This window comes from Streptomyces sp. NPDC059166 (assembly GCF_042755185.1).
Lineage (GTDB): Bacteria > Actinomycetota > Actinomycetes > Streptomycetales > Streptomycetaceae > Streptomyces.
In genome coordinates this window covers 18,874-44,854 of the sequence record NZ_JBHZCI010000051.1, presented here as the reverse complement: position 1 = coordinate 44,854, position 25,981 = coordinate 18,874, and the positions used below count along the sequence as shown (strand labels likewise).

General features: G+C 72.0%; 19 protein-coding genes. 15 read left to right on the top strand and 4 right to left on the bottom strand.

Features of this window, described 5'->3' with window-relative positions; all coding sequences use genetic code 11:
* On the top strand, positions 1-180 hold a 180-nt coding region (locus ACFXOA_RS28915), incomplete at its 5' end, for a transposase (RefSeq protein ID WP_385034552.1).
* A 93-nt stretch (positions 181-273) separates the two neighbouring features.
* Here ACFXOA_RS28915 and ACFXOA_RS28910 read toward each other — a convergent pair.
* Positions 274-744 (bottom strand): molybdopterin-dependent oxidoreductase, encoded by a 471-nt coding sequence (locus tag ACFXOA_RS28910; RefSeq protein WP_385034551.1) that lies wholly within the window; start codon positions 742-744, stop codon positions 274-276.
* A gap of 487 nt (positions 745-1,231) precedes the next feature.
* On the opposite strand from ACFXOA_RS28910, the gene modA reads away from it, so the two are divergent.
* From modA to ACFXOA_RS28895, 3 genes are all read left to right on the top strand, one after another.
* The gene (gene modA, locus ACFXOA_RS28905; protein ID WP_385034556.1) at positions 1,232-2,041 is read left to right on the top strand and encodes a molybdate ABC transporter substrate-binding protein; all 810 of its coding nucleotides are present in this window, start codon (positions 1,232-1,234) and stop codon (positions 2,039-2,041) included.
* Positions 2,038-2,916, top strand: coding sequence for a molybdate ABC transporter permease subunit (gene modB, locus ACFXOA_RS28900; protein ID WP_385034549.1), 879 nt, complete (start codon positions 2,038-2,040; stop codon positions 2,914-2,916). The genes modA and modB overlap by 4 nt, the downstream gene beginning before the upstream one ends.
* 67 nt (positions 2,917-2,983) lie before the next feature.
* Positions 2,984-4,078: an ABC transporter ATP-binding protein gene (locus tag ACFXOA_RS28895; RefSeq protein ID WP_385034547.1), complete on the top strand. Its 1,095-nt coding sequence runs from the start codon at positions 2,984-2,986 to the stop codon at positions 4,076-4,078.
* A 153-nt stretch (positions 4,079-4,231) separates the two neighbouring features.
* Here the strand turns inward: ACFXOA_RS28895 and ACFXOA_RS28890 are convergent, their stop codons facing one another.
* Both ACFXOA_RS28890 and ACFXOA_RS28885 read right to left on the bottom strand, forming a co-directional pair.
* Positions 4,232-4,816 carry a TerD family protein gene (locus ACFXOA_RS28890; RefSeq protein ID WP_385034545.1) on the bottom strand — a complete coding sequence of 195 codons (585 nt, stop codon included), beginning with the start codon at positions 4,814-4,816 and terminating at the stop codon, positions 4,232-4,234.
* Between the two features lie 223 nt (positions 4,817-5,039).
* Positions 5,040-5,774 carry a 4'-phosphopantetheinyl transferase family protein gene (locus ACFXOA_RS28885; RefSeq protein WP_385034543.1) on the bottom strand — a complete coding sequence of 245 codons (735 nt, stop codon included), beginning with the start codon at positions 5,772-5,774 and terminating at the stop codon, positions 5,040-5,042.
* 458 nt (positions 5,775-6,232) lie between these two features.
* On the opposite strand from ACFXOA_RS28885, the gene ACFXOA_RS28880 reads away from it, so the two are divergent.
* The 11 genes from ACFXOA_RS28880 to ACFXOA_RS28830 all read left to right on the top strand — a co-directional run bounded on the left by ACFXOA_RS28880 (position 6,233) and on the right by ACFXOA_RS28830 (position 24,331).
* The gene (locus ACFXOA_RS28880; RefSeq protein WP_385034541.1) at positions 6,233-7,444 is read left to right on the top strand and encodes a hypothetical protein; all 1,212 of its coding nucleotides are present in this window, start codon (positions 6,233-6,235) and stop codon (positions 7,442-7,444) included.
* Positions 7,438-8,790, top strand: a complete 1,353-nt coding sequence (locus ACFXOA_RS28875; RefSeq protein ID WP_385034539.1) for an MFS transporter — start codon at positions 7,438-7,440, stop codon at positions 8,788-8,790. The genes ACFXOA_RS28880 and ACFXOA_RS28875 overlap by 7 nt, the downstream gene beginning before the upstream one ends.
* An 88-nt stretch (positions 8,791-8,878) precedes the next feature.
* Complete coding sequence (locus ACFXOA_RS28870) at positions 8,879-12,361, top strand: amino acid adenylation domain-containing protein (RefSeq protein ID WP_385034537.1); 3,483 nt, start codon at positions 8,879-8,881, stop codon at positions 12,359-12,361.
* An 83-nt stretch (positions 12,362-12,444) separates the two neighbouring features.
* Positions 12,445-16,647, top strand: a complete 4,203-nt coding sequence (locus tag ACFXOA_RS28865) for an amino acid adenylation domain-containing protein (RefSeq protein WP_385034535.1) — start codon at positions 12,445-12,447, stop codon at positions 16,645-16,647.
* Positions 16,644-17,051: a cupin domain-containing protein gene (locus tag ACFXOA_RS28860; RefSeq protein ID WP_385034533.1), complete on the top strand. Its 408-nt coding sequence runs from the start codon at positions 16,644-16,646 to the stop codon at positions 17,049-17,051. The genes ACFXOA_RS28865 and ACFXOA_RS28860 overlap by 4 nt, the downstream gene beginning before the upstream one ends.
* 18 nt (positions 17,052-17,069) lie before the next feature.
* On the top strand, positions 17,070-18,422 hold the full coding sequence (locus ACFXOA_RS28855) for a lysine N(6)-hydroxylase/L-ornithine N(5)-oxygenase family protein (protein ID WP_385034531.1): 1,353 nt from the start codon (positions 17,070-17,072) through the stop codon (positions 18,420-18,422).
* Positions 18,419-18,805 (top strand): cupin domain-containing protein, encoded by a 387-nt coding sequence (locus ACFXOA_RS28850; RefSeq protein WP_385034529.1) that lies wholly within the window; start codon positions 18,419-18,421, stop codon positions 18,803-18,805. The genes ACFXOA_RS28855 and ACFXOA_RS28850 overlap by 4 nt, the downstream gene beginning before the upstream one ends.
* Complete coding sequence (locus tag ACFXOA_RS28845; protein WP_385034527.1) at positions 18,802-20,322, top strand: class I tRNA ligase family protein; 1,521 nt, start codon at positions 18,802-18,804, stop codon at positions 20,320-20,322. The genes ACFXOA_RS28850 and ACFXOA_RS28845 overlap by 4 nt, the downstream gene beginning before the upstream one ends.
* Before the next feature lie 48 nt (positions 20,323-20,370).
* Positions 20,371-21,645: an acetyl-CoA carboxylase biotin carboxylase subunit family protein gene (locus tag ACFXOA_RS28840; RefSeq protein ID WP_385034525.1), complete on the top strand. Its 1,275-nt coding sequence runs from the start codon at positions 20,371-20,373 to the stop codon at positions 21,643-21,645.
* Positions 21,646-21,647: 2 nt separating this feature from the next.
* Positions 21,648-22,934 (top strand): diaminopimelate decarboxylase, encoded by a 1,287-nt coding sequence (lysA, locus tag ACFXOA_RS28835; RefSeq protein WP_385034523.1) that lies wholly within the window; start codon positions 21,648-21,650, stop codon positions 22,932-22,934.
* Between the two features lie 545 nt (positions 22,935-23,479).
* On the top strand, positions 23,480-24,331 hold the full coding sequence (locus tag ACFXOA_RS28830; protein WP_385034521.1) for a methyltransferase domain-containing protein: 852 nt from the start codon (positions 23,480-23,482) through the stop codon (positions 24,329-24,331).
* 241 nt (positions 24,332-24,572) lie between these two features.
* Here the strand turns inward: ACFXOA_RS28830 and ACFXOA_RS28825 are convergent, their stop codons facing one another.
* Positions 24,573-25,934, bottom strand: a complete 1,362-nt coding sequence (locus ACFXOA_RS28825; RefSeq protein ID WP_385034519.1) for a peptidase C39 family protein — start codon at positions 25,932-25,934, stop codon at positions 24,573-24,575.
* Positions 25,935-25,981 lie beyond the last annotated feature (47 nt).

The window sequence follows — 25,981 nt, the reverse complement described above, 5'->3', positions numbered from 1 at the left end:
GCGCAGGCTCCACCTGGGGGCACCTCCCGGCCGAAGGCTGGGGGAGAGTTCCCCGACCTCGTCCGCCACTACTGGCGGGCACAACGACTCTGGTCCGGCTCGTACTTCGCCGGTTCCGTCGACGGCGCACCGCTCAGCATCGTGAAGCAGTACATCGAGCAGCAGAACCGGCCGCACTGACCCGGGCCGAGGTGAACAGTGCGGATCCGTGCACACAGCCGAGGTCAGAGCAGCTCTCAGATTCGCTTCATCACCGGGCTGAAGCCCGGTGCACTACGAATAGTCCCGGTAGCAGCCGTCCACGCGGATGGTGTCGATGCCGCTGATGTGCCGGGCTCCGCAGCGGTCCCGGGGCAGCACGAGCTGAGGCCCCGCCAGGTCGAGAGGGGTGTCGTCGACGCTCACCGCGAGCAGGACGGCGGCCCGCCCGAAGTCCGGGTCGATCTCCGCCCAGGACAGCAGGACGTGGTGACCGTCCACCCCTGACAGCGCGATGAGGAAACGCAGCCTGTCCTTCCGCCGGACCGGATCGAAGCCGGGACCTGCGTCTCTGAGCACGTCATGCAGCAGCGGTCCCGCGAAGCGATGGCGGCGGACCCCGCTGGTGGCGCACTCGAAGCTGACGCCCACCCGGTGCTGGGGCCAGGCCAGCAGATCGCGCACCGTCAGGGTGGCGGGGCGGGCGAGGTCTCCCGTCAGGGCGATTTCCGCCGCCGGTCCGGCGGCCGCAACGGCCTGGCTCACGGGCCACCACCTCCGCCTGGTACGTACCCGCGCAGCCGGCCCGTACAAACGCACATGCGCCTCCAAATCGCTTGGGGTCCGGCTCATGCGATGCCACAAGTGACTTATCCCTAGAATCTGCGGCAGTATGATCAGCGCATGCCCACCCGGTGGATCGTCGAGGCGACCGCCCGGCCGGGAGGGGGGAGCTCCACCCCGCCTGAGCGCTCGTCCGGGGCCCGCGACCCGTACCCCGGACACCGCACGGGGCCGCCGGTACGCGGGGGCGCGACGAATCCCGCGGCCCGGAACGTCCCCACCGGGTGATCGCGCCGCACCGGGTGCACCGGCACGCGCCTTGCCTACGAGCCCGGCGGCCTCCGTGGCCCGGGGTGAAGCCCGGTGCCGAGGCGGCCGGTACGACAACAGAAGCAGCGGAGGGACCCGACGGCCCCTCCGCGGACAGCAGACGGACTCTTCGAGAAGAGCCAGAGGGAGTAGCCCCGTGATGACTCGTTCCGCGCGCCGGACCCTGCGGGTGACCGGTGCAGGCGCAGCCGCGCTGCTGGCACTGACCGCCTGCTCCTCCTCCGACGGCGACTCGTCCGAGCCGGAGTCGTCGGCGGGTGCCCCCGCGAACCTCTCAGGCACCGTCACCGTCTTCGCGGCGGCGTCGCTCAAGGAGAGCTTCGCCACGCTGGGCAAGGACTTCGAGAAGGCCCACCCGGGGACGAAGGTCTCCTTCAACTTCGGTGGCAGCGACAGCCTCGCCTCCGGGATCACCGGTGGCGCACCCGCGGACGTCTTCGCCGCGGCCAGCCCGAAGACGATGGCCACGGTCACGGACGCGGGTGCCGCCTCCGGCACGCCCGCCACCTTCGTCCGCAACGAGCTGGAGATCGCCACTCTGCCCGGCAACCCCGACGGGATCGGCTCCCTGAAGGACCTGACGAAGCCGGGCCTCAAGGTCGTGCTCTGCGACAGGACCGTGCCCTGCGGAGCGGCGGCGCAGAAGGCCCTCGACGCCGACAAGCTGAAACTCACCCCCGTCTCCTACGAGCAGGATGTCAAGGCGGCCCTGACGAAGGTGGAACTGAAGGAAGCGGACGCCGCGGTCGTCTACAAGACCGATGTGAAGGCCGCGGGTGACAAGGTGGAGGGCGTGGAGTTCCCCGAATCCGCCAACGCGGTCAACGACTACCCCATCGCACTCCTGAAGGACGCGCCGAACGCCGCCGCGGCCAAGGCGTTCATCGCCTACGTCCGGTCCGCGGAGGGGCAGAAGGTGCTCACGGCGTCCGGGTTCCTCAAGCCGTGACGGAGAAGGACCGGACGGGCGCCGCGTACCGGACCGTCACGGGGGGCGACACCCGCGACGGCCGGCCGCGGCGCCGGGGTGCCCGGACGGGTCCGGTACGCGGGACGCCCCTGCCGCTCCTGCTGCCCGCCCTCGTCGGCCTCGCCTTTCTGCTCCTGCCGCTGGTCGCCCTCCTCGTGCGCGCGCCCTGGCGCAGCCTTCCGGAGCAGCTCACCAGTCCGGAGGTCTGGGACGCCCTCCGGCTCTCATTGGTCTGCGCCACCGCCGCCACGGCGCTGAGCCTGGTCCTCGGGGTGCCCCTCGCGTGGCTCTTGGCGCGTACCGAGTTCCCGGGGCGCGGCCTCGTCCGCGCCCTGGTCACCCTTCCCCTGGTCCTGCCTCCGGTGGTGGGCGGCGTGGCGCTGCTGCTGGCGCTGGGCCGCAACGGGGTCGTGGGGCAGTGGCTGGACTCGTGGTTCGGGATCACCCTGCCCTTCACGACGGCGGGTGTGGTGATCGCGGAGACGTTCGTGGCGCTGCCGTTCCTGGTCATCAGCGTCGAGGGCACGCTGCGCGCCGCGGACCCGCGCTTCGAGGAAGCGGCGATGACCCTGGGCGCGTCCCGGTTCACGGCGTTCCGCAGGGTGACGCTGCCGCTGATCATGCCGGGCATCGCGGCGGGCGCGGTGCTGGCGTGGGCGCGCGCGCTCGGCGAGTTCGGCGCGACCATCACCTTCGCGGGCAACTTCCCCGGCCGTACGCAGACGATGCCTCTCGCCGTCTACCTGGCGCTGCAGAGCGACCCCGCGGCGGCCATCGCGCTGAGCCTCGTCCTGCTGGCCGTGTCCATCACGGTCCTGGCGGGGCTGCGGGACCGCTGGATGACGGTGTCATGATCTGCCCTTGCCCCTGTTTCTCCCCCACGGTCCACGGCGGGCCGTACGACCGCTGGACGGCCTGCTCATGACCCGTACCGAACGGGAGTCCTACGAGGGCTCCGGGGCGGGCGCCACCCCTGCGGAGGGACTGGACGCCCACCTCCTCGTCGACCGGGACGGCTTCCGCCTCGATGTGGCGCTCACGGCCGCGCCCGGTGACGTCGTCGCGCTGCTCGGTCCGAACGGGGCCGGCAAGACCACCGCTCTGCGCGCCCTCGCGGGGCTCGTCCCGCCGAGCGGCGGCCATCTGCGCCTCGACGGGACGTCGCTGCACGGGACGCCGACCGAGTCGCGGCCGGTCGGCGTGGTCTTCCAGGACTACCTCCTGTTCCCGCACCTGACCGCGCTGGACAACGTCGCCTTCGGCCCCAGGTGCCAGGGCGCGTCCAAGGCCGACGCCCGTGTACAGGCCGCCGCGTGGCTGGACCGGATGGGGCTGGCCGGGCAGGCCGGCTCCCGGCCCCGCCGCCTCTCCGGCGGCCAGGCCCAGCGGGTGGCGCTCGCAAGGGCCCTGGCGACCAGCCCCCGGCTGCTGCTCCTGGACGAGCCGCTCGCGGCTCTCGACGCGCGTACCCGGCTCGAGGTGCGTACCCAGCTCCGTCGTCACCTGGCGGATTTCGAGGCGGTGGCCGTGCTGGTCACGCACGACCCGCTCGACGCCATGGTGCTGGCCGACCGGCTCGTCGTCGTCGAAGACGGCCGGGTCGTCCAGGAGGGGACACCGTCGGACATCGCCCGCCGTCCGCGTACGGACTACATCGCGCAGCTGGTCGGCCTGAACCTCTACCGGGGCCGGGCCGAGGGACATGCGGTGCGGCTGGAGGCGGGGCCGCTGATCACCACGACGGAGGAGCTGTCCGGTCCCGCCTTCGTGGCGTTCCCGCCGGACGCCGTGACCCTGTTCCGTGAGCGCCCCGCCGGGACCAGCGCCCGCAACCTGTGGCACTGCGAGGTGGCAGGGCTGGAGACGCACGGCGACCGGATCCGGGCGGACCTGACCGGTGAACTCCCGCTCGCCGCCGATCTCACCACGGTCGCTGCCGCCGAACTCCGCCTCCACCCCGGGGCATCGGTCTGGGCCGCCGTCAAGGCGACCCAGACCCACGCCTACCCCGCGTGACTCAGGCATCCGGATCGAGGGCCAAGTCGGCCGCGATCCGGGCGAGTCGAAGTTCAGCGGCCGGCCGGGGGCGGGGCGGGAGGCGGTCCCGTGCACCGGCCGGTCGCGCCGACCCGCGGCCCCGGACCCGTCCACGGCGGCCGGGACGCCGTACTACTTGCTGATCGCGAAGCGCATCAGGGCGTGCTCGTCGCCCTGCTTGACCTTCCCCGTCGTGTTGATCACTTCGAGCTTCCACGAGCCTCCGACCCGTACGGCCTTGGCCACCGCGCAGGCGTTGTCCTGGGTGAGCAGGCTCGGCCAGATGTCGGCCACCTGCTGGCTGCTGCCGCCGGTCGCGTCGTAGACCTTGAAACTGATGTTGCGGGCCTTCTGGAACGAGCTGCCCTTCTTGAAGGCGGCGGCGACGAAGAGGACCGACGTGATGTTCGTGGGGATGCGCCCGAACTCCACGGTGACCGTCTCGTCGTCCCCGTCGCCGCGTCCCGTCTGGTTGTCGCCGCTGTGGGCGATGGAACCGTTGCCCATGGGATCCAGCGAGTCCAGGCCGGCCAGACGCACCGGATCCGCGCCCTGCATGGCGATGGCGATCAGGTCGAGGTCGGTGCCCGTCTTGCGGCGCAGGACGCCCATCACTCCTCCGCTGCTGCCGGCGGTGGGGTCCCAGGACACCCCGATGGACAGGTGGGTGACTCCGTCCAGGTCCGCCGGTCCGTCTTCCTTGCTGAGCGTGATCATGCGTGAATCATCCTCCGTTGCGGGAAATACGACACTCAGAGTGTGCCTGGCCCGCCACGGATACCCCTCCCCGGGCCCCGGACCCGGGTCGGAAGAGGCACTCCTCGAGCAGGGGCGCCGGGGCGCGGGCCTGCCTCTTGGGGCCGGCCGCGCTCGCGGCGGTTCGGCCCACCGCGTCCAGCGCCTCACGGCGTCCCCACCCGGCGGTGGTCCCCCACACCCTTCATCGGCGTCGGTCCGCCACCGCGACCGCGGCGGCGTATCCGTCGTCCACCGGGACGTCGCCCACCCACCAGCCCTTCGGTCCGGCGACCGCCTCCCGCACCGTTCCCAGGTAGTCCAGAGCGGGAGAGCGCGCCAGACCGGTGCCCAGCCCTTTCAGCCACGCCTCCTTGCGCACCCAGGTCCGGGCGAACGCGGCCGGCCGGTCCGGGGGACCCAGGGCCCTCAACTCGGCCGCCTCGCGGGGGTGCAGGGCGGAGCCGGCATCGTCCGCGACCGTGAGCGCGGGCACCGCCTCGATGTCCGCCCCCACCCGTGTCGCGGCGAAGGCCAGCAGGCAGAGCCCCGCGGTGTGCGAGAGGGAGAAGTGGAGGGGGTTGCCCCGCACGAAGGGGCGGCCGTGGGGCCGTCCGCACGAGAAGCACGGCTCCCGCTCCAGCGGAACCTCCCGGGGCGCCACGCCCAGATAGGCACCGAGCAGCGACCGCAGCCCCACATGCCCCGCCAGATAGGTGAGGCGGTCCTCGTCCTTCCGGAACTCCTCGGCCCGCCCGCTTTCACCGGCGTCGAGCACGGAGGCGGCCGATCCGGCAGCGACACCCCCGAAGCGGTCGGAGCGCACGAGCCACAGTGCGGGTGGCTCGCCCTCCTGCGGCACCGGCGGCGGCTCGCCGAGGAGGCCCTCTCCCAGCTCCAGGGGCCGGCGCATCTCACTGGACATCACCCGGGTCGTCACCGGCGCAGCATACAACTGCCCCTCATGCATGGACTGTTCAGGACAGACTGCGGCATATCGGCGTCTGTCCGAACAGTGATACTTCTCGGTTTCATGTGAACGTTTCGTAAATTCTCACGAGCCTCCCCGTGCATCATGAAACTCCTTCGCTCAGGTCCAGACCTCTCCGCCACATGCTCCGGGAACCAAGATCACCACCGCCCTCGCAGCGATAGTGTCTCGTTCCGGCGACCGGGGGGACGCCGACCAGACCCCCCACCTGCGGTTGGCGATCAGGGAAACGTGGGGGCATGGAAAGCGGAATTGTCGACTCTCTCCGCCGTTCACTGGATGTGTGGAGCGACCTCCCCCAGTCCTTCAGGAACGGTCTGCTGAGCGGTTCCACAGTCGGGGCCCGGCGCGTGCATGACGGAATCAGTGGTTCCAAAGGGGCTTGGCGCCCTCTCCGGCCTGCTTTCGTGGACCGGGAACACTACGAGGAACTGGGACGCGTCTCCGCGCGCCTGATGACTCTCCTCCTCGATTCCTGCCGCCGCAGAGCCTCCACCGCGGGCGAACTCCAGGACGTCCTCGGCGTGGACCCCGCCGACACCCCGCTGCTGTCACGCGCCGAGCCGCTCGACGAGAACCTTCTCGTGGCGGCGCGGCCCGATGTCGTCTACCGGTCCGGGATCCCGTGGTTCGTCGAATTCAACATCGACGGGGCGCTCGGCGGCACACTCCAGGCCGATCTGCTCGCCTCGCGGTTCCGGGACCTCTGCCGCGCGCTTCCCGGAGGGAACCGTGTCGACGCCCCGCCTTCCGCGGTGGATTCCCGGTTCGCCTGGATTCGCAGGTCCCTGGAGCTTGCCGAGGGATCGCGGGTCGCCATTCCGGTGTTCAGCAAGGGCGCGGCACCCGGGCTGGAGGAGGCCGACGCCTTCCTCGCCTGGCTGGGTCCGATGTGCGAGAGCGGACGGCGCCACGGAATGGACACCGTCGCCTGCCGTATGGACCAGCTGGAGACCGGTGAGCAGGACGTCCTGCTGCTCGACGGAGAGCGGGTGGACGCCGTGTTCCGGCTCTTCCTCAGCTTCGACCAGCCACCGGGGGACGGCCTCGACGCGCTGACCCGCGCCGTGCGTGCCGGGCAGGTCCGCATGCACACGTCCGAGGCGACCTGGCTGCTCAGCGACAAGACGACGATGGCATGGCTCTGGGAGGACAAGGAGTCGCTGCCGGATGCCGACCAGCGGCTCATCGAGCGCCATCTGCCCTGGACGGTCCTCTTCCCCGCTTCAGGCGCCGGGAGCGCCGAGTCGCTCGCGCACGCCCTGGCCCACCGCCCGGAACTGGTCCTCAAGCCGGCCGGCGGGTACGGCGGCGGGGGCGTCGTCCTCGGCCCGGAGGTCTCGGACGAGGAGTGGCGGGAAGCACTGGAGCGGGCGGCGCGGGAGGGGCGCCACATCCTTCAGCGGCACGTGACGCCCGACCGGCTCGCCCTGGACTTCTACGACCAGGAGACCGGGGCGGTCGAGCACGCCGAAGTGCCCTTCGTACTGGGACCCTTCATGTTCGGCGGCGCGCCGTCGGGGGTTCTGGTCCGGCACGGCGTGCCCGGCGGTGGCCCCGTCCTCAACGCGCACCACGGCGCCCTGATGAGTTCCGTACTGCTCGTGGACCGATGTTGAGCGTCCTCCGGAGGGGACGGGACACCCCGGGCAGGGAACGACTCGGTTCGCCGTTCAGGCTCTTCCAGTCCGCCGTCGTCGCCTCGGACCTCGCGGACGGCATCTACAAGATCGCGGTCCCGCTGCTGGCACTCGGGATCAGCCGCTCCGCGCTCCCGGTGACGGTGGTGGGCCTCGCCGTACGGCTGCCCTGGCTGATCTCCACCCTCCCCGCCGGGGTGATCGCGGACCGCTACCCGCCCCGGACCGTGATGCGCTGGGCCTCCGCGGTCCGGCTGCCGCTGGTTGCGGCGATGTGCGCCCTGGCGGCGTTCGACCGGCTGTCCCTGTGGCCTCTGGTGGCCGCGGCCTTCCTCATCGGCTGCGCGGGCAACTTCGTCGACGTCGCCGCCCAGTCCCAGCTGCCCAGGCTGGTTCCGTCGGAGCAGCTGCCCCGGGCCAACGCGTCACTCCAGTCCACCCAGATGTTCCTGGCGCAGCTGATCGGCCCGGCCCTCGGCGGCTACGTGGCAGCGCTGGGATCGAGTGGCGGGCTCGCCGTCGTGGTGGGCCTGTACGTGATCACCGTCTGGGCGCTCGGGCTGCTGCCCGCGGCCGTCCGCGAGGCGAGCCACGAGCAGCCGGCGGCGCCCGTCTCCGGGGCCGACCGGCGTACCACGTTCCGCTCACTCGCCGGCGAACTGGGCGACGGGCTCCGCTACTTCCGCGAACACCGGGGTCTCTCCCGGCTCGCGACGGCGGCGGCCGTCAACAACCTCTCGTACGCGATGTGCCTGACCATGCTGCCGCTGTGGGCCGTGGCGCCCGGACGGCTCGGCCTGTCCTCGACCGGTTACGGGCTGCTGCTCACCTGCATGGCGGCCGGCAGCATCCTCGCCGGGGCGGTGACCGGCCGCGTCCGGGCCGCGCTCGGGGACCGGCTCGTCCTGCGGTTCGGGACGCCGCTGCTCGGCGCCTGCTTCCTCTGCCTGGCCGTGCCCAGCGTGCCGGTCGTGGCAGTCGGTCTCTTCACCTACGGGCTGGGGTCCATGGTGTGGAGCCTGGCGGTGGTGCACTACCGCCAGACGACCATCCCCGTGCCGCTCTTCGGCCGTGTCAACGCCACCTACCGGTGGCTGACCTGGGGTGTCATCCCGTTCGGCTCGCTGATCGGTGGGGTCCTGGCCTCGACCGCCGGTATCACCTGGGTCTTCCTGGCCGCGGGTGCGCTGCCTCTGATCGCGGGGGCCCTGCTGTCCCCGCCCGGGGCCCCGCCGACGGTCGCGAAGGCGGGTGAGTGTGCGGAGGACACAGCCGCGGACACACCCGCCGGCCGGGCCGGCACCTCCCCCACTCCACAGAACTGATCCGCCCTCCCGGCATTCCGCCCCTGCTCCACATCCCTTCAGTCCGCTACCCGTTCCGCACCGACCACACGGAAAGTGGTGTCCACGCATGTCGTTCCTGCATGACCTGCTCACGGCGCAGGCCACGTCGGCCCCTACCGCCATCGCCTCCCTCGACGGGGACTCCTCGGCCTCCTACGCCCAGGTGGAGGCCGACGCGGACCGGATCGCGGCGGCTCTCGTCGCCGAGGGAGTCCGTCCCGGCAGCCGTGTCGGTCTGCACATGTCCCGCTGCTCCGCCCTGCTCCCCGCCCTCTTCGGTGTGCTGCGCGCGGGCGGCGTCTGTGTTCCGGTCGACCCGGAGGACCCCGAGGAACGCCGCTCCACCATCCTGGAGTTCTCCGGTGCCGGACTCGTCCTCACCGAGCGTGCCCTGCTCGCGGGAGGCGCCCCCGACGGAGTCCGTCTCCTGGCCGTCGAGGACCTGCTCGACGGTGCGGCGCAGCCGCTCGCCGGGCCCGTCGAACTCGCCGAGGACGCACTGGCGTTCATCTTCTACACCTCCGGCTCCACCGGCACGCCCAAGGGTGTGATGCTCACCCACCGCGCCCTGCTCAGCGGCCAGCGGTGGCTCCAGCGCACCTTCCCGCTCCAGCCCGGCGACCGCCAGCTGCTGCGCACCACCCTCAGCATCACCAACCTGGTCCGCGAGGTCTTCTGGCCCGTGCTCTCGGGCGGCACCGTCGTCATCGTGCCGCCCGGCGACCACAAGGACCCCGACCGCCTGGTGGAACTGATCAACAGCGGTTCGGTGACGACCCTCATGGTCGTGCCGGCCCTGCTCTCCGGCATCCTCGAGAACCCGGCGTTCGCCACCAACACCTCGCTGAAGTACGTCTTCTGCAGCAGCGACGTGATGCCCGGCGCCCTGCCCGAGAGGTACTTCGCCACCGGCCTCGGCGCACGGCTGTTCAACGTCTACGGCCTGACCGAGGCGCTCTACAGCACGTACTGGGAGTGCCTGCCCGGCGCCGAGTACGACGGCTTCGTCCCGGTCGGGCACGCGGCGGAGCTCACACCCCGCGTGCTCGGCGAGGACCTCACCCCGGTCGCGCCGGGCGGGACGGGCGAGCTGTGCCTGGCCGGCGTGGGCATCGCGGAAGGCTACGACCGGCTGCCCGAGCTCACCGCCGCGAAGTTCGCCGAGACCGCCGAGGGCCGGGTGTTCCGGACCGGCGACCTGGCACGGCAGACCGAGGACGGCTGCCTCGAACTCCTCGGCCGGATGGACGACCAGGTCAAGATCGCCGGTTACCGGGTGGAGCTCGGCGAGGTGGAGGCCCGGCTCCTGGAGGTCCCCGGCGTCACCGGGGCGGTCGTCTCCGGCCTTCGCGGGGCAGGCGGGCACCAGCGGCTGGTCGCCCATCTCACCTGCGCCGACGAACCGCCGACCGCCGCCGTGATCCGCGCCCGCCTGACCGACCGGCTGCCGTACTACATGGTCCCGGCGGCCTTCACCGTCATCGACGAGATCCCGCTGACCCACAACGGCAAGGTGGACCGCCGCTCCCTGCACGAGCTGCGGGGGGCCCAACTGGAGCTGGCCGAGGAGTACACGGCACCGCGCAACGAGCTCGAGAGCTACCTGTGCACGCTGTGGTCCGAGACCCTGGAGCTGCCGGCCGTCGGCATCCACGACAACTTCTTCGCGCTGGGCGGGGATTCCATCCAGGGCTTCCTGATCAGCGCCAAGGCCAACCGCGAGGGCATCAGCCTGAGCGCCACCCAGGTCTTCGCCACCCCCACCGTCGCGGAGACCGCCGCCTTCATCGAGGAGCAGCGCCGCTCGCAGCCCGCCCTGACCGGGGCCTTCGACCCGGAGGGCTTCACCCTCACGGACGCGGACCTCGCCGCGGTGCGCTCCGCCGCCGCCGACCCCGACGGGGTCGAGACGGTGTACCCGCTGACCGAGATGCAGAAGGGCATGCTCTTCCACTCGCTGCTCGACCCGGACTCCGGGGTGTACTTCGAGCAGTTCCTGTACGCCGTCGACGGCGAGGTGGACCTCGACGCCTACCACCGGGCCTGGCAGCAGGTCGTCGACCGGCACGAGATCCTGCGGGTCTGGATCGCCACCAAGGGGCTCTCCGAACCGCTCCAGGCCGTGCAGAGGACCGCCGAGCTGGGCTGGACGGTCCTGGACTGGTCCGGCCGCACCGACGCGGAACAGGCGGAGCTCCTGGAGCGGTACCTCGACGAGGACCGGCGCCAGGGGTTCGCGTACGACCGGGCGCCGCTGTTCAGGCTGACCCTGGTCCGGCTCGGCGCCACCTCGTACAAGCTGGTGATGAGCTATCACCACCTGATCCTCGACGCGTGGTCGCTCTTCGTCCTGCTGCGCGACTCGCTGGAGATCTACCACTCCGCGCTGGAGGGCCGCCTGCCCGAACTGCGGCCCACGCGCTCCTTCGGTGACTACGTGGCCTTCCTGGAGCACGAGGACATCGCGGGAGCCCGGGACTACTGGTTGGACCGGCTCTCCGGATTCCGCCGTCCGACGGTGATCGGCCGGTCGGCGCAGCTCGGCCTCTCCGCCAGCTCGCAGGAGATGCACGCCGAGGCCCGCCTCGACCTCGGCGAGGAGCTGACCGAGCGCCTCCTGGCGTTCGGCCGCGCCAACCAGCTGACCCTCAACTCCCTGGTGCAGGGTGCCTGGGCCGTGGTGGTCGGCGGCTGCAGCGCGCAGGACGACGTCTGCTTCGGCATCACCATCACCCACCGACCTGTGGCGCTGGCCGGTGTCGAGGACATCGTGGGCATCTTCATCAACAGCCTCCCGATGCGGGTGGGTCTGGAGCGTGAGCAGCCGATCGGGCGCTGGCTCCAGCAGATCCAGAGCACCCAGGTCGCGGCCCGCTCGCACGACCACTACCCGCTGCCGCTGATCCAGCAGCGCACCGATCTGCCCAGCGGCCAGCCGCTGTTCGAGTCGCTGCTGATCTTCGAGAACTTCCCCCGGGGCACCGGCTGGTCGGGGCGGGGCGGCGTCCACGTGCGTCAGGAACGCTACGTGGGCTGGACGAACTATCCGTTCGCCATCGAGGCGATGCCCGAGGAACAGCTCTTCTTCCAGGTCAAGTACGACCTGGCGTTCTTCGACGCGGAGTCCGTGGACCGCATCCTCGGGGCGTTCCGCGGTGTACTGGAGTCGATAGCCGACGGCGGTACGGAGCCGGTGGGCAAGCTCGCGGAGCACATCGCGGCCGGTCTGCCCGGCCCGGTGGCCGAACCGCCCACCGGGAACGCGGCCGCACCGGCACTGTTCCCCGCGCGCGGCACCGCCGCCACGGCCGGGTCGGGCACCGCACCGGGCACCGAGGACGAGATCGCGCTGGCCAGGATCTGGGCCGAGGTGCTCCAGGTCGAGCACATCGACGTCCACGCGCCGTTCCTGGCGCTGGGCGGCAGTTCTCTGGCGGCCATGCGGCTGCTCGCGCTGGCCCAGGCGGAGGGCTTCGACTTCGAGCTGAGCGAGCTGTTCACGGAGGACGGCACCGTCCACCGGCTCGCGGCGGACGGTGCGGCGGGGTAGCCGACGGGCCCGGCGGGAGCGACGGGTTCCCGCCGGGCCGGACCACAGGGTGAGACGTACGCGGGTCGGAAGGGGACGGCAGGGTGGGGTACACACGGTGGGGTACGGAGCAGCGGGGCACTGTCGCGCTCCTCGGTGAGCTGGCCGAGCACGGCGTCTCGGTGCGGTCACGCCGTGGCCGGCTGTCGGTCGACGCCCCGCCGGACGCCCCGGTGGAGCTGCTGCGCCGTCTCACCGCGGACGAGGGGCCGGTGCTCGAAGCGATCGCGGCCAGTACCGGCCTTCCCGGACCCCGCCTGCCCGCGGCGGGTGCGGAGGCCGGACCGGCCGCGGATCCTGCGCCGTTCCCGGTGACCGATCTGCAGAGTGCCTACCAGGTCGGTGAGTCGGGCTTCCCTCAGCTGGCCACGCCCGCCTACATCGCGCACGGCTTCGAGGTCGCGGCCTTCGACGCCGGGCGCTGGCGTACGGCGCTCCGCGCGGTCCTGGACCGCCACGAGATGCTGCGCTGCGCGGCCGACCGTGACGGGCTCCAGCGGGTCGTCCCGCTCGACGGCTCCTGGGAGCCCGCGCAGGTGGACTGGAGCCACCTGGACGCCGTGGAGGCGCGTGCCGCGTTCCGGGAGGAGCGGGACACGGCGGCCGCTCACCTGCCCGCCCTCACCGACGGCCCCCAGGTGGGCTGCACCGTCTACTCGGCCCGGGGCACGACGTTCGTCCTGCTGTGTCTGCGGCTGTTCGTCCTCGACGCCCGTTCGATCGGGCTGGTCTGCCGGGACCTCGCCGATGCCTACGAGGGGCGGGGATTCGGGGACCCGCCCGTGCCGGCCGGTCACTTCGCCCGGTACGTGGAGGCACTCGGCACGCACCGGGACAGCCAGGCGTACCGCAACGCCGTCGCGCACTGGCAGCGGCGGTCGTCCGCGCTGCCCGGCCCGCCGGAGCTGCCCGTACTCTCCCGCCCCGCCGAGGCCAGGTTCTCCCGGGTACGGCACCGGCTGCCGGCGGACACCTGGCAGCGGCTGCGCGAACGGGCCCGCGGGGCGCGCCTCTCCGCGAACAGCGTGCTCTGCGCCGCCTACGGCGAGGTGCTGCGCCGCTGGTCGGGCCAGGCGTCCTTCTCCCTGACCGTCCTCGTCGCCACCCGCGGCATGCTGGCGGCTGACCCGGAGGAGGGCCCGGCACCGGCCGGCTGCGTGGGCAACTTCGGCAGCACGCTTCTCCTGGAGTGCGACGGCACCGGCGGCTCCTTCGCCGAGCGGGCGACCGCACTCCAGCGAAGGCTGATGACGGACCTCCCGCACACCTGGGTGTCCGGGGTCGAGGTGGCCCGCCGGGCGCGCCGCGACCGCCCGGGCTCCGCCGTGGGCAGCCCGTACGTCTTCGCGTCGGGTCTCGACGACACGGCGTCCGGGGAACTGCCCCCGCACCTGAGGGCACGGGGCTGGGATCTGGTGTTCAAGTCCATGCACACCCCGCAGGTCCTCCTCGACCACCAGGTCTCCGAGGAGGACGGCGAGCTCGTCTGCACCTTCGACCACGTCGCCGACGCGTTCCCCGAGGGCCTGGTCGGGGAGCTGGCGGCGGCCCACGCGGACCTGCTGCGACGGCTCGCCGAGCAGGACGCCCCGTGGTCCGCGCGGCACGTACTCCCGCTGCCCGACGCCCTCTCCGCGGCCCGCGTGTCCGCGAACGACACCTCGCGGACGTTCCCCGGTGGCGGCGTGCTGGACGGACTGCGTGAGGGTGCGTCCCGGACTCCGGAGCGCGTCGCGTTCCACGGCGTGGAGGGGGAGATCACCTATCGCGAGGCCGCGGACCGTGTCGCACGCACGGCGGCGGCGCTCACCGCGTCCGGGCCGGCTCCCGGTGAGCTGATCGGCGTACTGGCGCGCAAGAGCCCTGCCCAGTACCTCGCCGCCCTGTCGGTGATCGCCGCCGGAGGGGCCTACGTGCCGCTCGGGGTGGACTGGCCGGCCGCCCGCGTCGAGGCGCTGCTCGGCCGGCACGGCATCGGCAGGGTCCTGGCGGACGAGGAGGGCGTGCGTCTGGTCTCGGAGCTCGGCCGGTCCGTCACCACGCTCTCCGTCGAGGCACCCGGTCCGTCCGGTGTGCCGGGGCCGCTGCCGGTCCCCGCGCCCGACGACCTGGCGTACGTCATCTTCACCTCGGGCTCGACCGGTACCCCCAAGGGTGTCGCGATCCCGCACAGCGGTCTGCTCAACACCGTCCAGGACATGGTCGAACGCTTCGGCGTCGGGCCGGACGACCGGCTGCTGTCCCTCTCCGAACTGCACTTCGACCTCTCGGCGTTCGACCTCTTCGGCGGGCTGTGCGCAGGGGCCACCGTGGTGGTCCCGCCCTGCGGCCACCGGCCCGACCCCGACCTGTGGGCGGACTGGGTGCGGCGCAGCGGCGCCACGGTCTGGAACACCGTTCCGGCGCTGCTGGAGATGCTGCTCGACCACCTCGGGGAGCGGGCCGCCGACGTGCTGGGCGGTCTGCGGCTGGTGCTGCTCAGCGGTGACTGGATCCCGCTGGGCCTGCCCGACCGCCTTCGGCAGGCCGCGCCGAAGGCCCGGGTGGTCGCCCTGGGCGGTGCCACGGAGGCTTCGATCTGGTCCAACTACCACGTGGTGGAACGGATCGACCCCTCCTGGAAGTCCGTCCCCTACGGTCTGCCGCTCGCCAACCAGCGCTACCACGTGCTCGACGCGGACTTCGCTGACGTGCCGCACTGGGTCCCGGGGGAACTGTTCATCGCGGGCGACGGCCTCGCCACCGCCTACTACGGGCAGCCCGAACTCACCGCGGCCCGTTTCCCCCGCCATCCCCGCACCGGTGAGCGCCTGTACCGGACCGGAGACCACGCCCGCTACCGGCCCGACGGCACCCTGGAGTTCCTCGGCCGGGTGGACAGCCAGGTCAAGGTGCGCGGTTACCGGGTGGACCTCATGGAGGTCGAGCAGCAGCTGATGTCGCAGCCCGGTGTCACGGCGGCGGCCTGTGCCGTCACCGGCAGCGGGGCCGACGGCCGGCTGGTCGCCTTCGTCGTGCTCTCCGGGGCCGACGGCGAGGGTGTCACGGCGCTGGATCCCGCGGCGCTGCGGTCCCGGCTCGGTGCCGCTCTGCCCTCGTACGCGGTGCCCAGTGCCTTCCACGCCGTTCCCGCGCTGCCGTTGACCGCGAACGGCAAGCGGGACGCGCGGGCGCTGCTCGCCCTCGCGGAGGAACAGGCCGTGCGGGGCGGGGAGTCCGGCGCGGTGGCCGGCCGTCCGCCGCGCACCGAGAGGGAGACGGCCCTCGCACGGCTGTGGCAGGAGGTCTGCGGGACGGCGGTCCGCTCGGTCGACGACGACTTCTTCGCCGTCGGCGGCAGTTCCGTCTCCGCCGTGCGCCTCGTGCGCCGGATCGGGGAGGAGTTCGGCGTACGGCTGGCGCCGTCCAGCCTCTTCGAAGCGAGCACGATCGCCGGCCAGTGCGCCCTTCTCGACCAGCGGGTGGACGGGCTCCTCGTCCCGATCAGGCCGGGCGACGGCCCCGCGGTGGTGCTGGTGCACCCGGTGGGCGGTCACCTGCTGGGCTACCGTGCCGTGATCGAGGCGCTGCCGGACTCGTACGCGGTGTACGGCCTGCAGTCGCCCCCCGAACACGAACTGCCTCCCGGCCTCGTGGACCTGGCGGCGGAGTACGCGACCGCGCTCGCCTCGCTGAACCGTCCCGTACACCTGTTGGGCTGGTCCATGGGCGGTGTGCTCGCGGCGGAGACGGCCCGCCGTACGGACCTCGTCCGAGCGCTTTCGCTGACCCTGGTGGACAGCTTCGTGTCGGCCGGCGGCGACGTGGCGGAGTTCGACGAGTCGGCCGCCGCCGTCGGCTTCTTCACCGACCACCTGGGGCAGGGGGAAGGCGCCGACGTGGCGATCACCGTGCCGTCCGGCCACCCGGACCCGTTCGGTCACCTCGCCGCCGCCCACCTCCCGGACGAGCGGCCGGAGTCGCTGCGCGACCTCTACGGCCAGTACCGCGCGCTGTACCGGCTGCTGCTGGGCCACCGGCCGAGCCCTCTTCCCCGGGAGTGCCCGCTCCTCGTCGTGACCGCAGAACGCGAGCGCCCGGACGCCTTCCGCGGTCTGACGCCGCTCCACCGGCATCCGGGCGGCCTCGTCCCGTCAGCGGCGGTCGTCCGGCCGCTGCCCGAATCGCACTACTCGGTGGTCCGGGGTGCCTCCGCCGGGCTCGTCGCGGAACTCCTCCGCACCCAGATATCGAAGGGATCGGCATGACCAGCAGAACGATCAAGGACATCGTGGTCTTCGGTGAGTCCGAGCCGGAGAACGTACGGAACGTCAAGAAGGGTCCGGACCGCTGGATATCCGGCGAGCTGGCCATCACCAACACCCTGCACTTCTCCAGCTCCGACGGCGCCTTCACCTCGGGCATCTGGGAGAGCACACCGGGCAAGTTCCGCGCGGTGTACGAGGAGGACGAGTTCTACCACATGCTCCACGGCAAGGTGGTCATCGCCGACGACGAGGGCAACGCCCGTACGTTCGTCCCCGGCGACACCATCGTCGTCCCCGCCGGGTTCACCGGCACCTGGGAGGTCCTGGAGCCGACCAAGAAGTTCTACGCCCACTACCGGCCCGCCGAGGACGGCCAGGCCGGCCCCGCCGTGCAGGCCGGCTGACCCGTGGAGGCGGATCGCATGACCAGCGCCTCTCCCGGGCCCGCGCACCACCGGCTCCTGGGCATCGGCTTCGGCCCGTCGCACCTGGCGATGAGCGCGCTCCACGCGTCGGCTGGAACGACCGCGCCCGGAAAGGGACTTCACTTCCTGGAGTCCAGGGACGGCTTCTCCTGGCACCCCGACATGCTGCTGCCCGGCGCCCGGATGCAGGTCGCCTTCCTGAAGGACCTGGTGACGCCCCGGGACCCGACCAGTCCGTACAGCTTCGTCAACTACCTGGTGTCCAAGGGCAGGCTGGAGTCGTTCCTGAACCTGGGCACACTCAACCCGACCCGCCGGGAGTACGTGGACTACTTCCGCTGGGCGGCGGGGCGGCTCGACCCGTACGTCACGTACGGCACGACGGCCGAGCGGATCCGCCCGGTGACCGGGCCGGACGGGGCGGTCATCCGGCTGGAGGTGGACCACCGCGGCCCGGACGGCGTCCCGCACACCGTCTCGGCCGAGCACGTCTCCCTGGCCCCCGGCGGCACACCGGTCGTCCCGCCCGGTGTCGATCCGCTCGCCCTGGAGGACGGAACGGTCTTCCACAGCAGTTCCTTCCTGGGCCGCGTCCGCTCCTTCCACGACCGCGGCCGTGAACTCCCCTACCGTTTCCTGGTGGTGGGAGCCGGGCAGAGCGCGGCCGAGATCTTCCAGTACCTCGCCGGTGAGTTCCCTGCGGCCGAGGTGACGCTGGCGCACCGCGGCTTCGCGCTGATGCCCGCCAACAGCAGTGCGCTGGCCAACGCCATCTTCGACCCGGCGTCGGTCGACCTGTTCCACGGCGCCGGTCCCGAGCGCCGGCGTGCCATCCTCGACGACCTCAGTACGACCAACTACGCGGCCGTCGACGACGAGGACATCACGGCCGTCGCCGGACTGCTCTACGACCAGCGGGTGCACGGCGGGGACCGGCTGCGGATCCGCCGCTTCACCGAGCTGGCCGGGGCCCGCGCGGAGGGCGGTCTGGCCGCGGCCACCGTACGCGACCTGCTCTCCGGCGAGACGTCCACCGAGCGGTACGACGCCGTCGTGCTGGCCACCGGCTACGACTTCCGTGAGGCCCGCGGTCTGCTGGCCGGTGTGGACCCGTATCTGCTCCGTGACGAGGAGGGCGAGCTGCTCGTCGACCGCGACTACGCCGTACGGACCGCCGAGGGCTTCGCCCCGCGGGTCTTCCTGCACGGCGCAGCCGAGCACACCCACGGTCTGACCAGCACTCTGCTGTCCCTGCTCGCCCACCGCGCCGGGGACATCCTCGACGCGGTGCTGGACACCCCGGCACCTCCCACCCCTTCCTCACCTCTTCTCGAAGGAGTCCACGCGTGAGCGGCATCCAGATCCAGCGACGGCACGAAGCCGTCACCCAGGACGAGTACGGCTGCGCGTTCCGGCGCATCCTGCCCTGGCAGTCCAGTGGTCCCTCGGACACCGGTATGGGCGTCTGTACGGTCGCGCCCGGCACGGCCACCACCCCGCACTCCCACGAGGACCACGAGCAGTTCTACGTGGTCCGGGGCAGCGGCAGCGTCGAGGTCGACGGGGTCCGCACGGACATCGCCGCCGGTGACGCACTGGTGGTGGGCTCGTATCTGACGCACCACTTCGAGAACGGCTCGGACACCGAGGAGCTGGAACTCGTGTCGGTCTGGTCCCTCGGCCCGCTCGGCGGGAAGCCCGAACTCGCCGCGGGCCCGGAGGAGGAGCGATGACGACCGCACCCCGCCGTTTCCTGGTCACCGCCACTCCCCCGACCACCAACGGCGACCTGCACGTCGGCCACCTCTCCGGGCCGTATCTGGGGGCCGACGTGTTCAGCCGCGCGCAGCGCATGATGGGGCACACCGCCCTGTACGCGTCGGGGGGCGACGACCACCAGACCTACGTGGTGACCACGGCGCAGCGCCTGGGTGTCGACCCGGTCGAGCTCGCCGCCCGGTGCAACGACGAGATCACCGGGACACTGGAACTCGCCGATGTCGCCATCGACGCGTTCACACGCCCCGACGACGCCTACCGTGAAGAGATCCGTGAGTTCTTCGCGGAGCTGTACCGGGCGGGCAGGTTGGTGCCGCGCACCTGGACGTTCCCCTACTGCGCCGAGACGGGGCGCTACCTCCTGGAGGCCTTCGCCACCGGATTCTGCCCCGAGTGCCTGGCAGGCACCTGCGGCGCGATCTGTGAGAACTGCGGCCACCCCAACGACGCCGGTTCGCTGCTCTTCGCCGAGAGCACCGGTGCCGGCGGGGGCTCTGCGAAGGAGCCGCGCGAGGTGGAGATCCTGGTCCTTCCCCTGGAGGAGTACCGGGAGCAGTTCACGGAGTTCTACCGCAGGCGGCGGTCGACGATGCGCCCGCATGTGCTGCGCTTCGTGGACGAGATGCTGTCCCGGCCGCTGCCCGACTTCCCGGTCAGCTACCCGGCCGACTGGGGGATCCCCGTGGGGATCGGGGGTTTCGAGGGGCAGGTGATCAACGTCTGGGCCGAGATGCTTCCGGGCCTGCGGCACATGGCGGAGGCGGCCAGGGCCCGTCGGACACCGGAGTCGCCGACCGGTGTGTGGGACAAGGGGTCCGGCTTCGAACTCGTGCAGTTCCTCGGCTACGACAACACGTTCTACTTCTCGTTCGTCCATCTCGGACTGGCCTTCGCGCACGGAGGCCTGATCGAGCCGACGGCCATCGTGACCAACGAGTTCTACCACCTCGAAGGCGCCAAGTTCTCCACCAGCCGGCGCCACCTGATCTGGGCCCGGGATCTGGTGGGCAAGTACGGTCCGGACAACGTGCGCTTCCACCTCGCCCTGGGCAACCCGGAGCACCAGCCGGCCGACTTCACGGAGGCCGGCTTCCTGGAGACCGTACGCACCCGGCTGCACGAGCCGCTCCGGAGGATCACCGCGGAGCTGGCCGCGTACACCGGACGGCCCGTCACCGCGGGCCCCGGCACCGAGGCCCTCCTGGACCGCTACCGTGACCGGATGCGCCGGGCGTACACGCTGGAGACGTTCTCGATGCGTCTGGCGGCGGAGACGACGGCCAACCTGCTCGTGCTGCTCGCGGCCAGGGCGTCCGATGATCCGGGGCTCGCCACCGCGGGACTGCGCGTCCTCGCCTCCCAGGCCTCGCCTCTGGTGCCCGGACTGGCGTCCACGATCGAGGAGCGGTACGGGGATGCCGCTCCGGGCTGCGTCCCGGATCTGTCCGGCCTCATCGCCGTAACCCTCTGAGCGGCCTCCCCGCCGCTCGACCCCCTCAACCGACCGCAAGGCAGAACCATGCACATCGCGTTCGTCGACTCGAACCCCGCAGCACTCGAAGCGATCAGGCTGGCCAAGGAAGCCGGCCACCGGGTCACCTATCTCCAGTCCGCCGAGCCGTTCTACCCTCCCACCGAGAAGAACCAGCGGATCGTCGGTTCCGTGGACCACCTGGTCGACGGGCTGGTGACGACCGACGCCGGGACCGTCACCCGGGTGCTCGCCGAGCGCCACGCCGTGGACCCCATCGACGTCGTCACCGGCCAACTCGAGCTGAGTGCAGAGGCCGTGGCGATCGCCTGCCGGGAGATCGGGCTCCGGGGCACGGCCACCGACGCCGTCCTCACCGCCCGCCGCAAGGACCGCTGCCGGGCGGTCCTGGAGAAGGCCGGACTCGCCTCCGCGCGGTACGCCCTGGCCGAGACCGAGGAGCAGGTGCTGGCAGCGGCCGAGGAGATCGGCTACCCGGTGATCCTCAAGCCGCCGTCGGGGGCCGACAGCCTGCTCTCCTGCGTGGCGGCGGACGCCGCCGAGGCGGCGGCCGGCTGCCGCACCGTGCTCACCGGCCTGGACGCGGTGCCCGCTCAGTGGCACGAGCAGTTCACCCGCGGGATCCTCGTCGAGGAGTACCTGGTCGGCACGCTGGTCTCCGTCGAACTGGGCGCGAGGGACGGGGAGTTCTTCCCGTTCGCGGTCTCCGGCCGGTTCCGCTGGGCGGAGGACGAGGTGGTGGAACTCGGTTCGTACATCCCCGCGAACCTCCCCGACGACGGGACCGCCGCCTGCGTCGAGTACGCCATCGACGTCTGCCGGGCCATCGGCCTCGACCTGGGCGTGTTCCATCTGGAGATCATGGTCACCGAGCGGGGACCGGTCCTGGTGGAGGTCAACCCCCGGGTGATGGGCGGCGCGCTGCCCACGATCTACCGGCACGCCACCGGCACGAACATCTTCTCCGGTCTGCTGAGCATCCTGGAGCCGGGTGCCGGGGTGGCTCTTCCGGGGGAACTCGACGGCTGCGTCGGCGGACGCAAGGTGATGGCCCGCGACGGCGGCGTCCTCGCGGCGGGTGCGGCCCTGGAATGGATCGCCGACGAGCCCGGTGTCCTGGAGGTCGTCGGCTTCGACAGCTACGGCACCGGGCCCGGCGAACGCGTCTCCGCGGGGCAGATCGTGGCCAGGTTCATGCTGCGCGGCCCGGACCATCCGTCCGTGGTACGGACGGCCGAGCGGATCCTGCGCCGTTTGGAAGAGGATCTGGGCGTTGCCCTGATGATCGGTGAGAAGGACTGACCATGACCGCTGTTTCCTCCTCTTCCCCCGCGCCCACACCCCTGCCCGGCGCCCTCGACGGGCCGCGGCTGGCGGGCGCGGCCGCTGAGTACGGCACCCCGCTGTGGGCGTACGACGCGGGGACGATCCGCGCGCAGATCGCCCGGCTGCGCCGCTTCGACGTCATCCGGTTCGCCCAGAAGGCATGTTCGAACCTGCACATCCTGCGCCTGATGCGCGAGGAGGGCGTCCTGGTCGACGCCGTCTCGGAGGGTGAGATCGAGCGGGCCCTGGCGGCCGGGTACCAGGTCGAGGGGGCCGACGAGCCGATCGTCTTCACCGCCGACCTGCTGAACCGCTCCACGCTCCGCAGGGTCGTCGAACTGGGGATCCCGGTCAACGCCGGTTCCCCGCAGATGCTCGACCAGGTGGGGGCCGCCTCCCCCGGGCATCCGGTGTGGATCAGGGTGAACCCGGGCTTCGGCCACGGCCACAGCCGCAAGACCAACACCGGCGGGGAGCAGAGCAAGCACGGCATCTGGCACGAGCACCTGGAGGAGAGCCTCGCGCTGGTCGACCGGCACGGGCTCGACCTCGTCGGACTGCACATGCACATCGGCTCAGGGGTGGACTACGGCCACCTGGAGTCGGTGTGCGAGACCATGGTCAAGCAGGTCAGGATGGCCGGGCGGGACATCCGGGCCATCTCGGCGGGCGGCGGCCTTTCCGTGCCGTACGCGCCGGGCGACCCGGAGATCGACACCGACCGGTACTTCGAACTCTGGGACTCGGCCCGCCAGGAACTCGTCTCCGAACTCGGTCACCCGGTCCGCCTGGAGATCGAGCCCGGACGCTTCCTGGTGGCGGGCTCGGGCGTGCTGGCCGCCGAGGTCCGCGCCCAGAAGCCGGTGGGCAGCAACTACTTCGTCCTGGTCGACGCCGGGTTCAATGACCTGATGCGGCCCGCCATGTACGGCAGCAACCACCGGGTCTCGGTCCTCGGCCCCGACGGTTCGCCCAGCGGCCGGGACGCCCGCGACACGGTACTGGCAGGCCCTCTCTGCGAGTCGGGGGACGTCTTCACCCAGGTCGAGGGGGGCGACGTGGAGCCGGTGCCGCTGCCCCGCACCGAGGTCGGCGATCTGGTCGTGTTCCACGACACGGGTGCGTACGGCGCGAGCATGTCGTCGAACTACAACTCCCGGCCGCTCATCCCCGAGATCCTCGTCGACGGGGAGGAGACCACGCTGATCCGCCGCCGCCAGACGGTCGCGGAGCTGCTGGCTCCGGAGCTGGACACCACGCTCTGACCCGGGGGCGTACGGGAGGCGGTCACGGCGCCGGTGCGCGCCGTGACCGCCTCCCGCACGCCCTCCGCGCCCGCGCCGGTCGGCGTGGGGCGTCCCGGCGGTGCACGGCTCGGCCGGACCGTGCACCGCCGATCGCATGCCCGCCCACACTCCCCCGCAGCGCGCAGCCGACGGATGAGACCGCCCCACCGGAGCGGCATCGGACGGCGAGCTGGCCGCCCGGCGCGGGTAGTCGCCGGTGGCGGCTGAGGCCGGCGCTTCAGCCGGTTCCGAGCCACCGGGCCGCGGGGCCTTCGGAACCTCGCTCGGGCGCGGAGGATGAGGGCCCTTGCCGTGCTCGTAGACTTACGGCATGGCATTCATGAGCACCCCGCACTGCTGCTTCCTGTGACCGGAAGGCGCTGAGGGCGATGCCGGACGGCGTCGCCCTCCTTGGCGTGCCTGCCGCACGAACCAAGTCCCCTCTGCCGGTTCCTTCCTGAGGCAGTGAGGCTCCGAGCGGGCAGGCACGGTCCCTTCCCTTCAGCCTTCGCCAGGAGCTCCTCGTGCCCGCGCCGTTTCCCCCTGCCCTCGATCTCTCCCTCGACCTGCTGCGTTGCCCCACATGCCGAGCACGCCGCCTGCACGCCGACCACGCCGCACTCCGCTGCCCGGTGGGTCATACCTTCGACATCGCCCGTCACGGCTATGCCGGCTTGCTGACGGGCACCCGCGCCACCAGCGGAGACGACGCGGCCATGGTCCGGGCCCGTGAGCGGTTCCTGTCCACCGGCGCCTACGCGCCCATCCGTGAAGTCGGAGCCCGCCTGGCGGCCGACGCCGTGTCCGAGCGGGCCACGGTGGTGGACGTGGGGTGTGGCACGGGCTACTACCTGGCCGGCGTACTCGACCATCTGTCCGGCGCCCGTGGTCTGGGGCTGGACACATCGGTGCGCGCACTGCGCTTGGCGGCCCGTGCCCACGACCGGGCCGCCGCGGTGGCCTGGGACGTCTTCCGTCCCTTCCCACTGGCCGACGGGACGGCGGATGTCGTGCTGGACGTGTTCGCCCCGCGCAACCCGGCTGAGTTCCGCCGCGTACTGCGCCCGACCGGCCGGCTGATCGTGGTCCGGCCCACCGGTCGACACCTGGCCGAACTGCGTGACCACGTGCCCGCGATGGTCGCGGTCGACCCGGCCAAGGAGCAGCGCCTGCACCGCGCGCTCGCGCCCTTCTTCGAGGCCGTCGTCACCGAGCAGGTGGAGTACTCCGCGACTCTGTCCAGGCCGGACGTGCTGGACCTGGTGGCGATGACACCGAGTGCACGCCATGTGAGCAGTGCGGACCTGAACGACGGCGCCGCCCTGCCCGACCGGGTCGGTGTCTCGGTGCTGGCCACCGCCTACCGGACTCGGTGACCACGAGCGGGCGCGTGCGCCACCGCACCATCAGGCGGTTCCGGCCTCCCGCACGGAACCCGCACGACGTGCGTCACGAACGGTCACCGTGACCCTGACGAACAGAGTGTCCCCGCACGAGGCGCTCGCCGGCGCGGACATCGTTCGGTCAGGGTCACGGTGGACCGGTGCGGCCACCTCGCACCCGACGGCCAGGAGTACTGCCGTCGGGTCGTCGGGGCGGCCGCAGGGCCCTGGGCGCTCAGGCCAGGCCGAGCGACCGCAGAGCGCGGCGCTGTGCCGGTGCCGGGCTGACGGGCCAGTAGATGTAGCACACCCCGCCCGTACCGCTCCTGACGGCACCGTTCGCGTCGTAGCGCTTCGTGCGCAGCCAGATGTTCTCCCACTCGCGCCGCTCGTAGACCCGGCGCACCGCGTCGTCGGACGGGGATGCCGGGTCGTTGGCGATGATGTCGCCGTCCGCGGTGAAACCGATGACCGTCATCAGGTGGCCGGAGGTGCCGTAGCCGGCCCCCGTCAGCTCCTCCTTCAGGAAGGACTGCGACGTTATGACCGGGACACCGGCGTCGACCAGCTTCTCCAGGTCGGCCAGCGAGCCGAGCCTGGTCACGGCGGCGTTCATCTCGTCGTACGTCGCCGCGTAGGCCGCGTTGAAGGGCCAGTTGCCGCATCCGTCGTACTGCCAGTCGAACGTGTGGCGGGCGGCGTGGCAGACCTGTGGGTCCGCGAGGCCCGGCTTCACCCAGGCGAGGTCCTCGGCGGTGGGCTTGCGGCCCCAGTACTCGATGATCATCTGCGAGGAGGTGGGACTGCACCATGCCTCGCCGCCGTTGTCGTACTCGGGGTACTGCCCGACGTGGACGTTCTGCGAGTAGCGGGGCACCGCGAGTTCCCGTACGACACCGGGGGTGGTGGCGGGCACGGTGAAGCGGTCGGGGACGTCCGACGCCATGGCGCCCAGCCGGTGGACGGTGGGCGTCAGGCGGGTACCCGGGGTCCGGTGGAGGGTGAGGCGCAGGCGGTAGGACGTCAGCCGCAGACCGCTCGCCGCGTCGTCCAGGGAGAGGGTGTCGGTCCAGACCGTGCTCCGGCCGTCGGTCTGGTCGTCCACCGAGGTCCGGCGGATGTCGGTGTCCCCGGAGGCCCAGCGGCCCATGACGTACCAGGGGGTGTCGGTCCCGTCGGAGTATGTGCCGCGCAGTTCGATCTGGATCCAGGTGCCCTGCGGAGTGTGGGCGTTCCAGGAGGCGATCACCTCGGTGGCGGGGACCGCGGAGCGATGGACCGGGGAGGTCCAGGTCGCGTACTCCCAGGTGCTGGTGGTGCCGGTGTGCGGGTCGGTGTAGTCGGACCGTCCGGCGGGCGTCGCGATGACGAGGCCGGGCCGGCGGCCGGGGACGGCCCGGGTGCCGGACGCCGTGCCGCACCGCCAGTCGGTGTAGGTGGTCCAGAAACTGTTGTCCACGAGTGAGGGCGCCGCCGGGGATGAGGGCCTGCGGGAGGGGGTGGCGCCCGCCGGGCCTGCGGCGGCCACGGTGCCGGCGCCGGCCGCTGCCGCGAGCGCGGCGGTGAGCACGGTCCTGCGTGAAGTCGGTCTGGTCATGGGCGAGACCCCCGGTCGTTGGCGGAATGGTGCTGCGGGTGCCGATC

What these genes read in the sequence shown, in the direction of transcription:
- ACFXOA_RS28875 (WP_385034539.1), top strand. Translation starts at nt 7,438, where the DNA reads ATGTTGAGCGTCCTCCGGAGGGGACGGGACACCCCGGGCAGGGAACGA.
- ACFXOA_RS28895 (WP_385034547.1), top strand. Translation starts at nt 2,984, where the DNA reads ATGACCCGTACCGAACGGGAGTCCTACGAGGGCTCCGGGGCGGGCGCC.
- ACFXOA_RS28870 (WP_385034537.1), top strand. Translation starts at nt 8,879, where the DNA reads ATGTCGTTCCTGCATGACCTGCTCACGGCGCAGGCCACGTCGGCCCCT.
- ACFXOA_RS28860 (WP_385034533.1), top strand. Translation starts at nt 16,644, where the DNA reads ATGACCAGCAGAACGATCAAGGACATCGTGGTCTTCGGTGAGTCCGAG.
- modA (WP_385034556.1), top strand. Translation starts at nt 1,232, where the DNA reads ATGACTCGTTCCGCGCGCCGGACCCTGCGGGTGACCGGTGCAGGCGCA.
- ACFXOA_RS28890 (WP_385034545.1), bottom strand. Translation starts at nt 4,816, where the DNA reads ATGATCACGCTCAGCAAGGAAGACGGACCGGCGGACCTGGACGGAGTC.
- ACFXOA_RS28825 (WP_385034519.1), bottom strand. Translation starts at nt 25,934, where the DNA reads ATGACCAGACCGACTTCACGCAGGACCGTGCTCACCGCCGCGCTCGCG.
- ACFXOA_RS28840 (WP_385034525.1), top strand. Translation starts at nt 20,371, where the DNA reads ATGCACATCGCGTTCGTCGACTCGAACCCCGCAGCACTCGAAGCGATC.
- lysA (WP_385034523.1), top strand. Translation starts at nt 21,648, where the DNA reads ATGACCGCTGTTTCCTCCTCTTCCCCCGCGCCCACACCCCTGCCCGGC.
- ACFXOA_RS28855 (WP_385034531.1), top strand. Translation starts at nt 17,070, where the DNA reads ATGACCAGCGCCTCTCCCGGGCCCGCGCACCACCGGCTCCTGGGCATC.
- ACFXOA_RS28845 (WP_385034527.1), top strand. Translation starts at nt 18,802, where the DNA reads ATGACGACCGCACCCCGCCGTTTCCTGGTCACCGCCACTCCCCCGACC.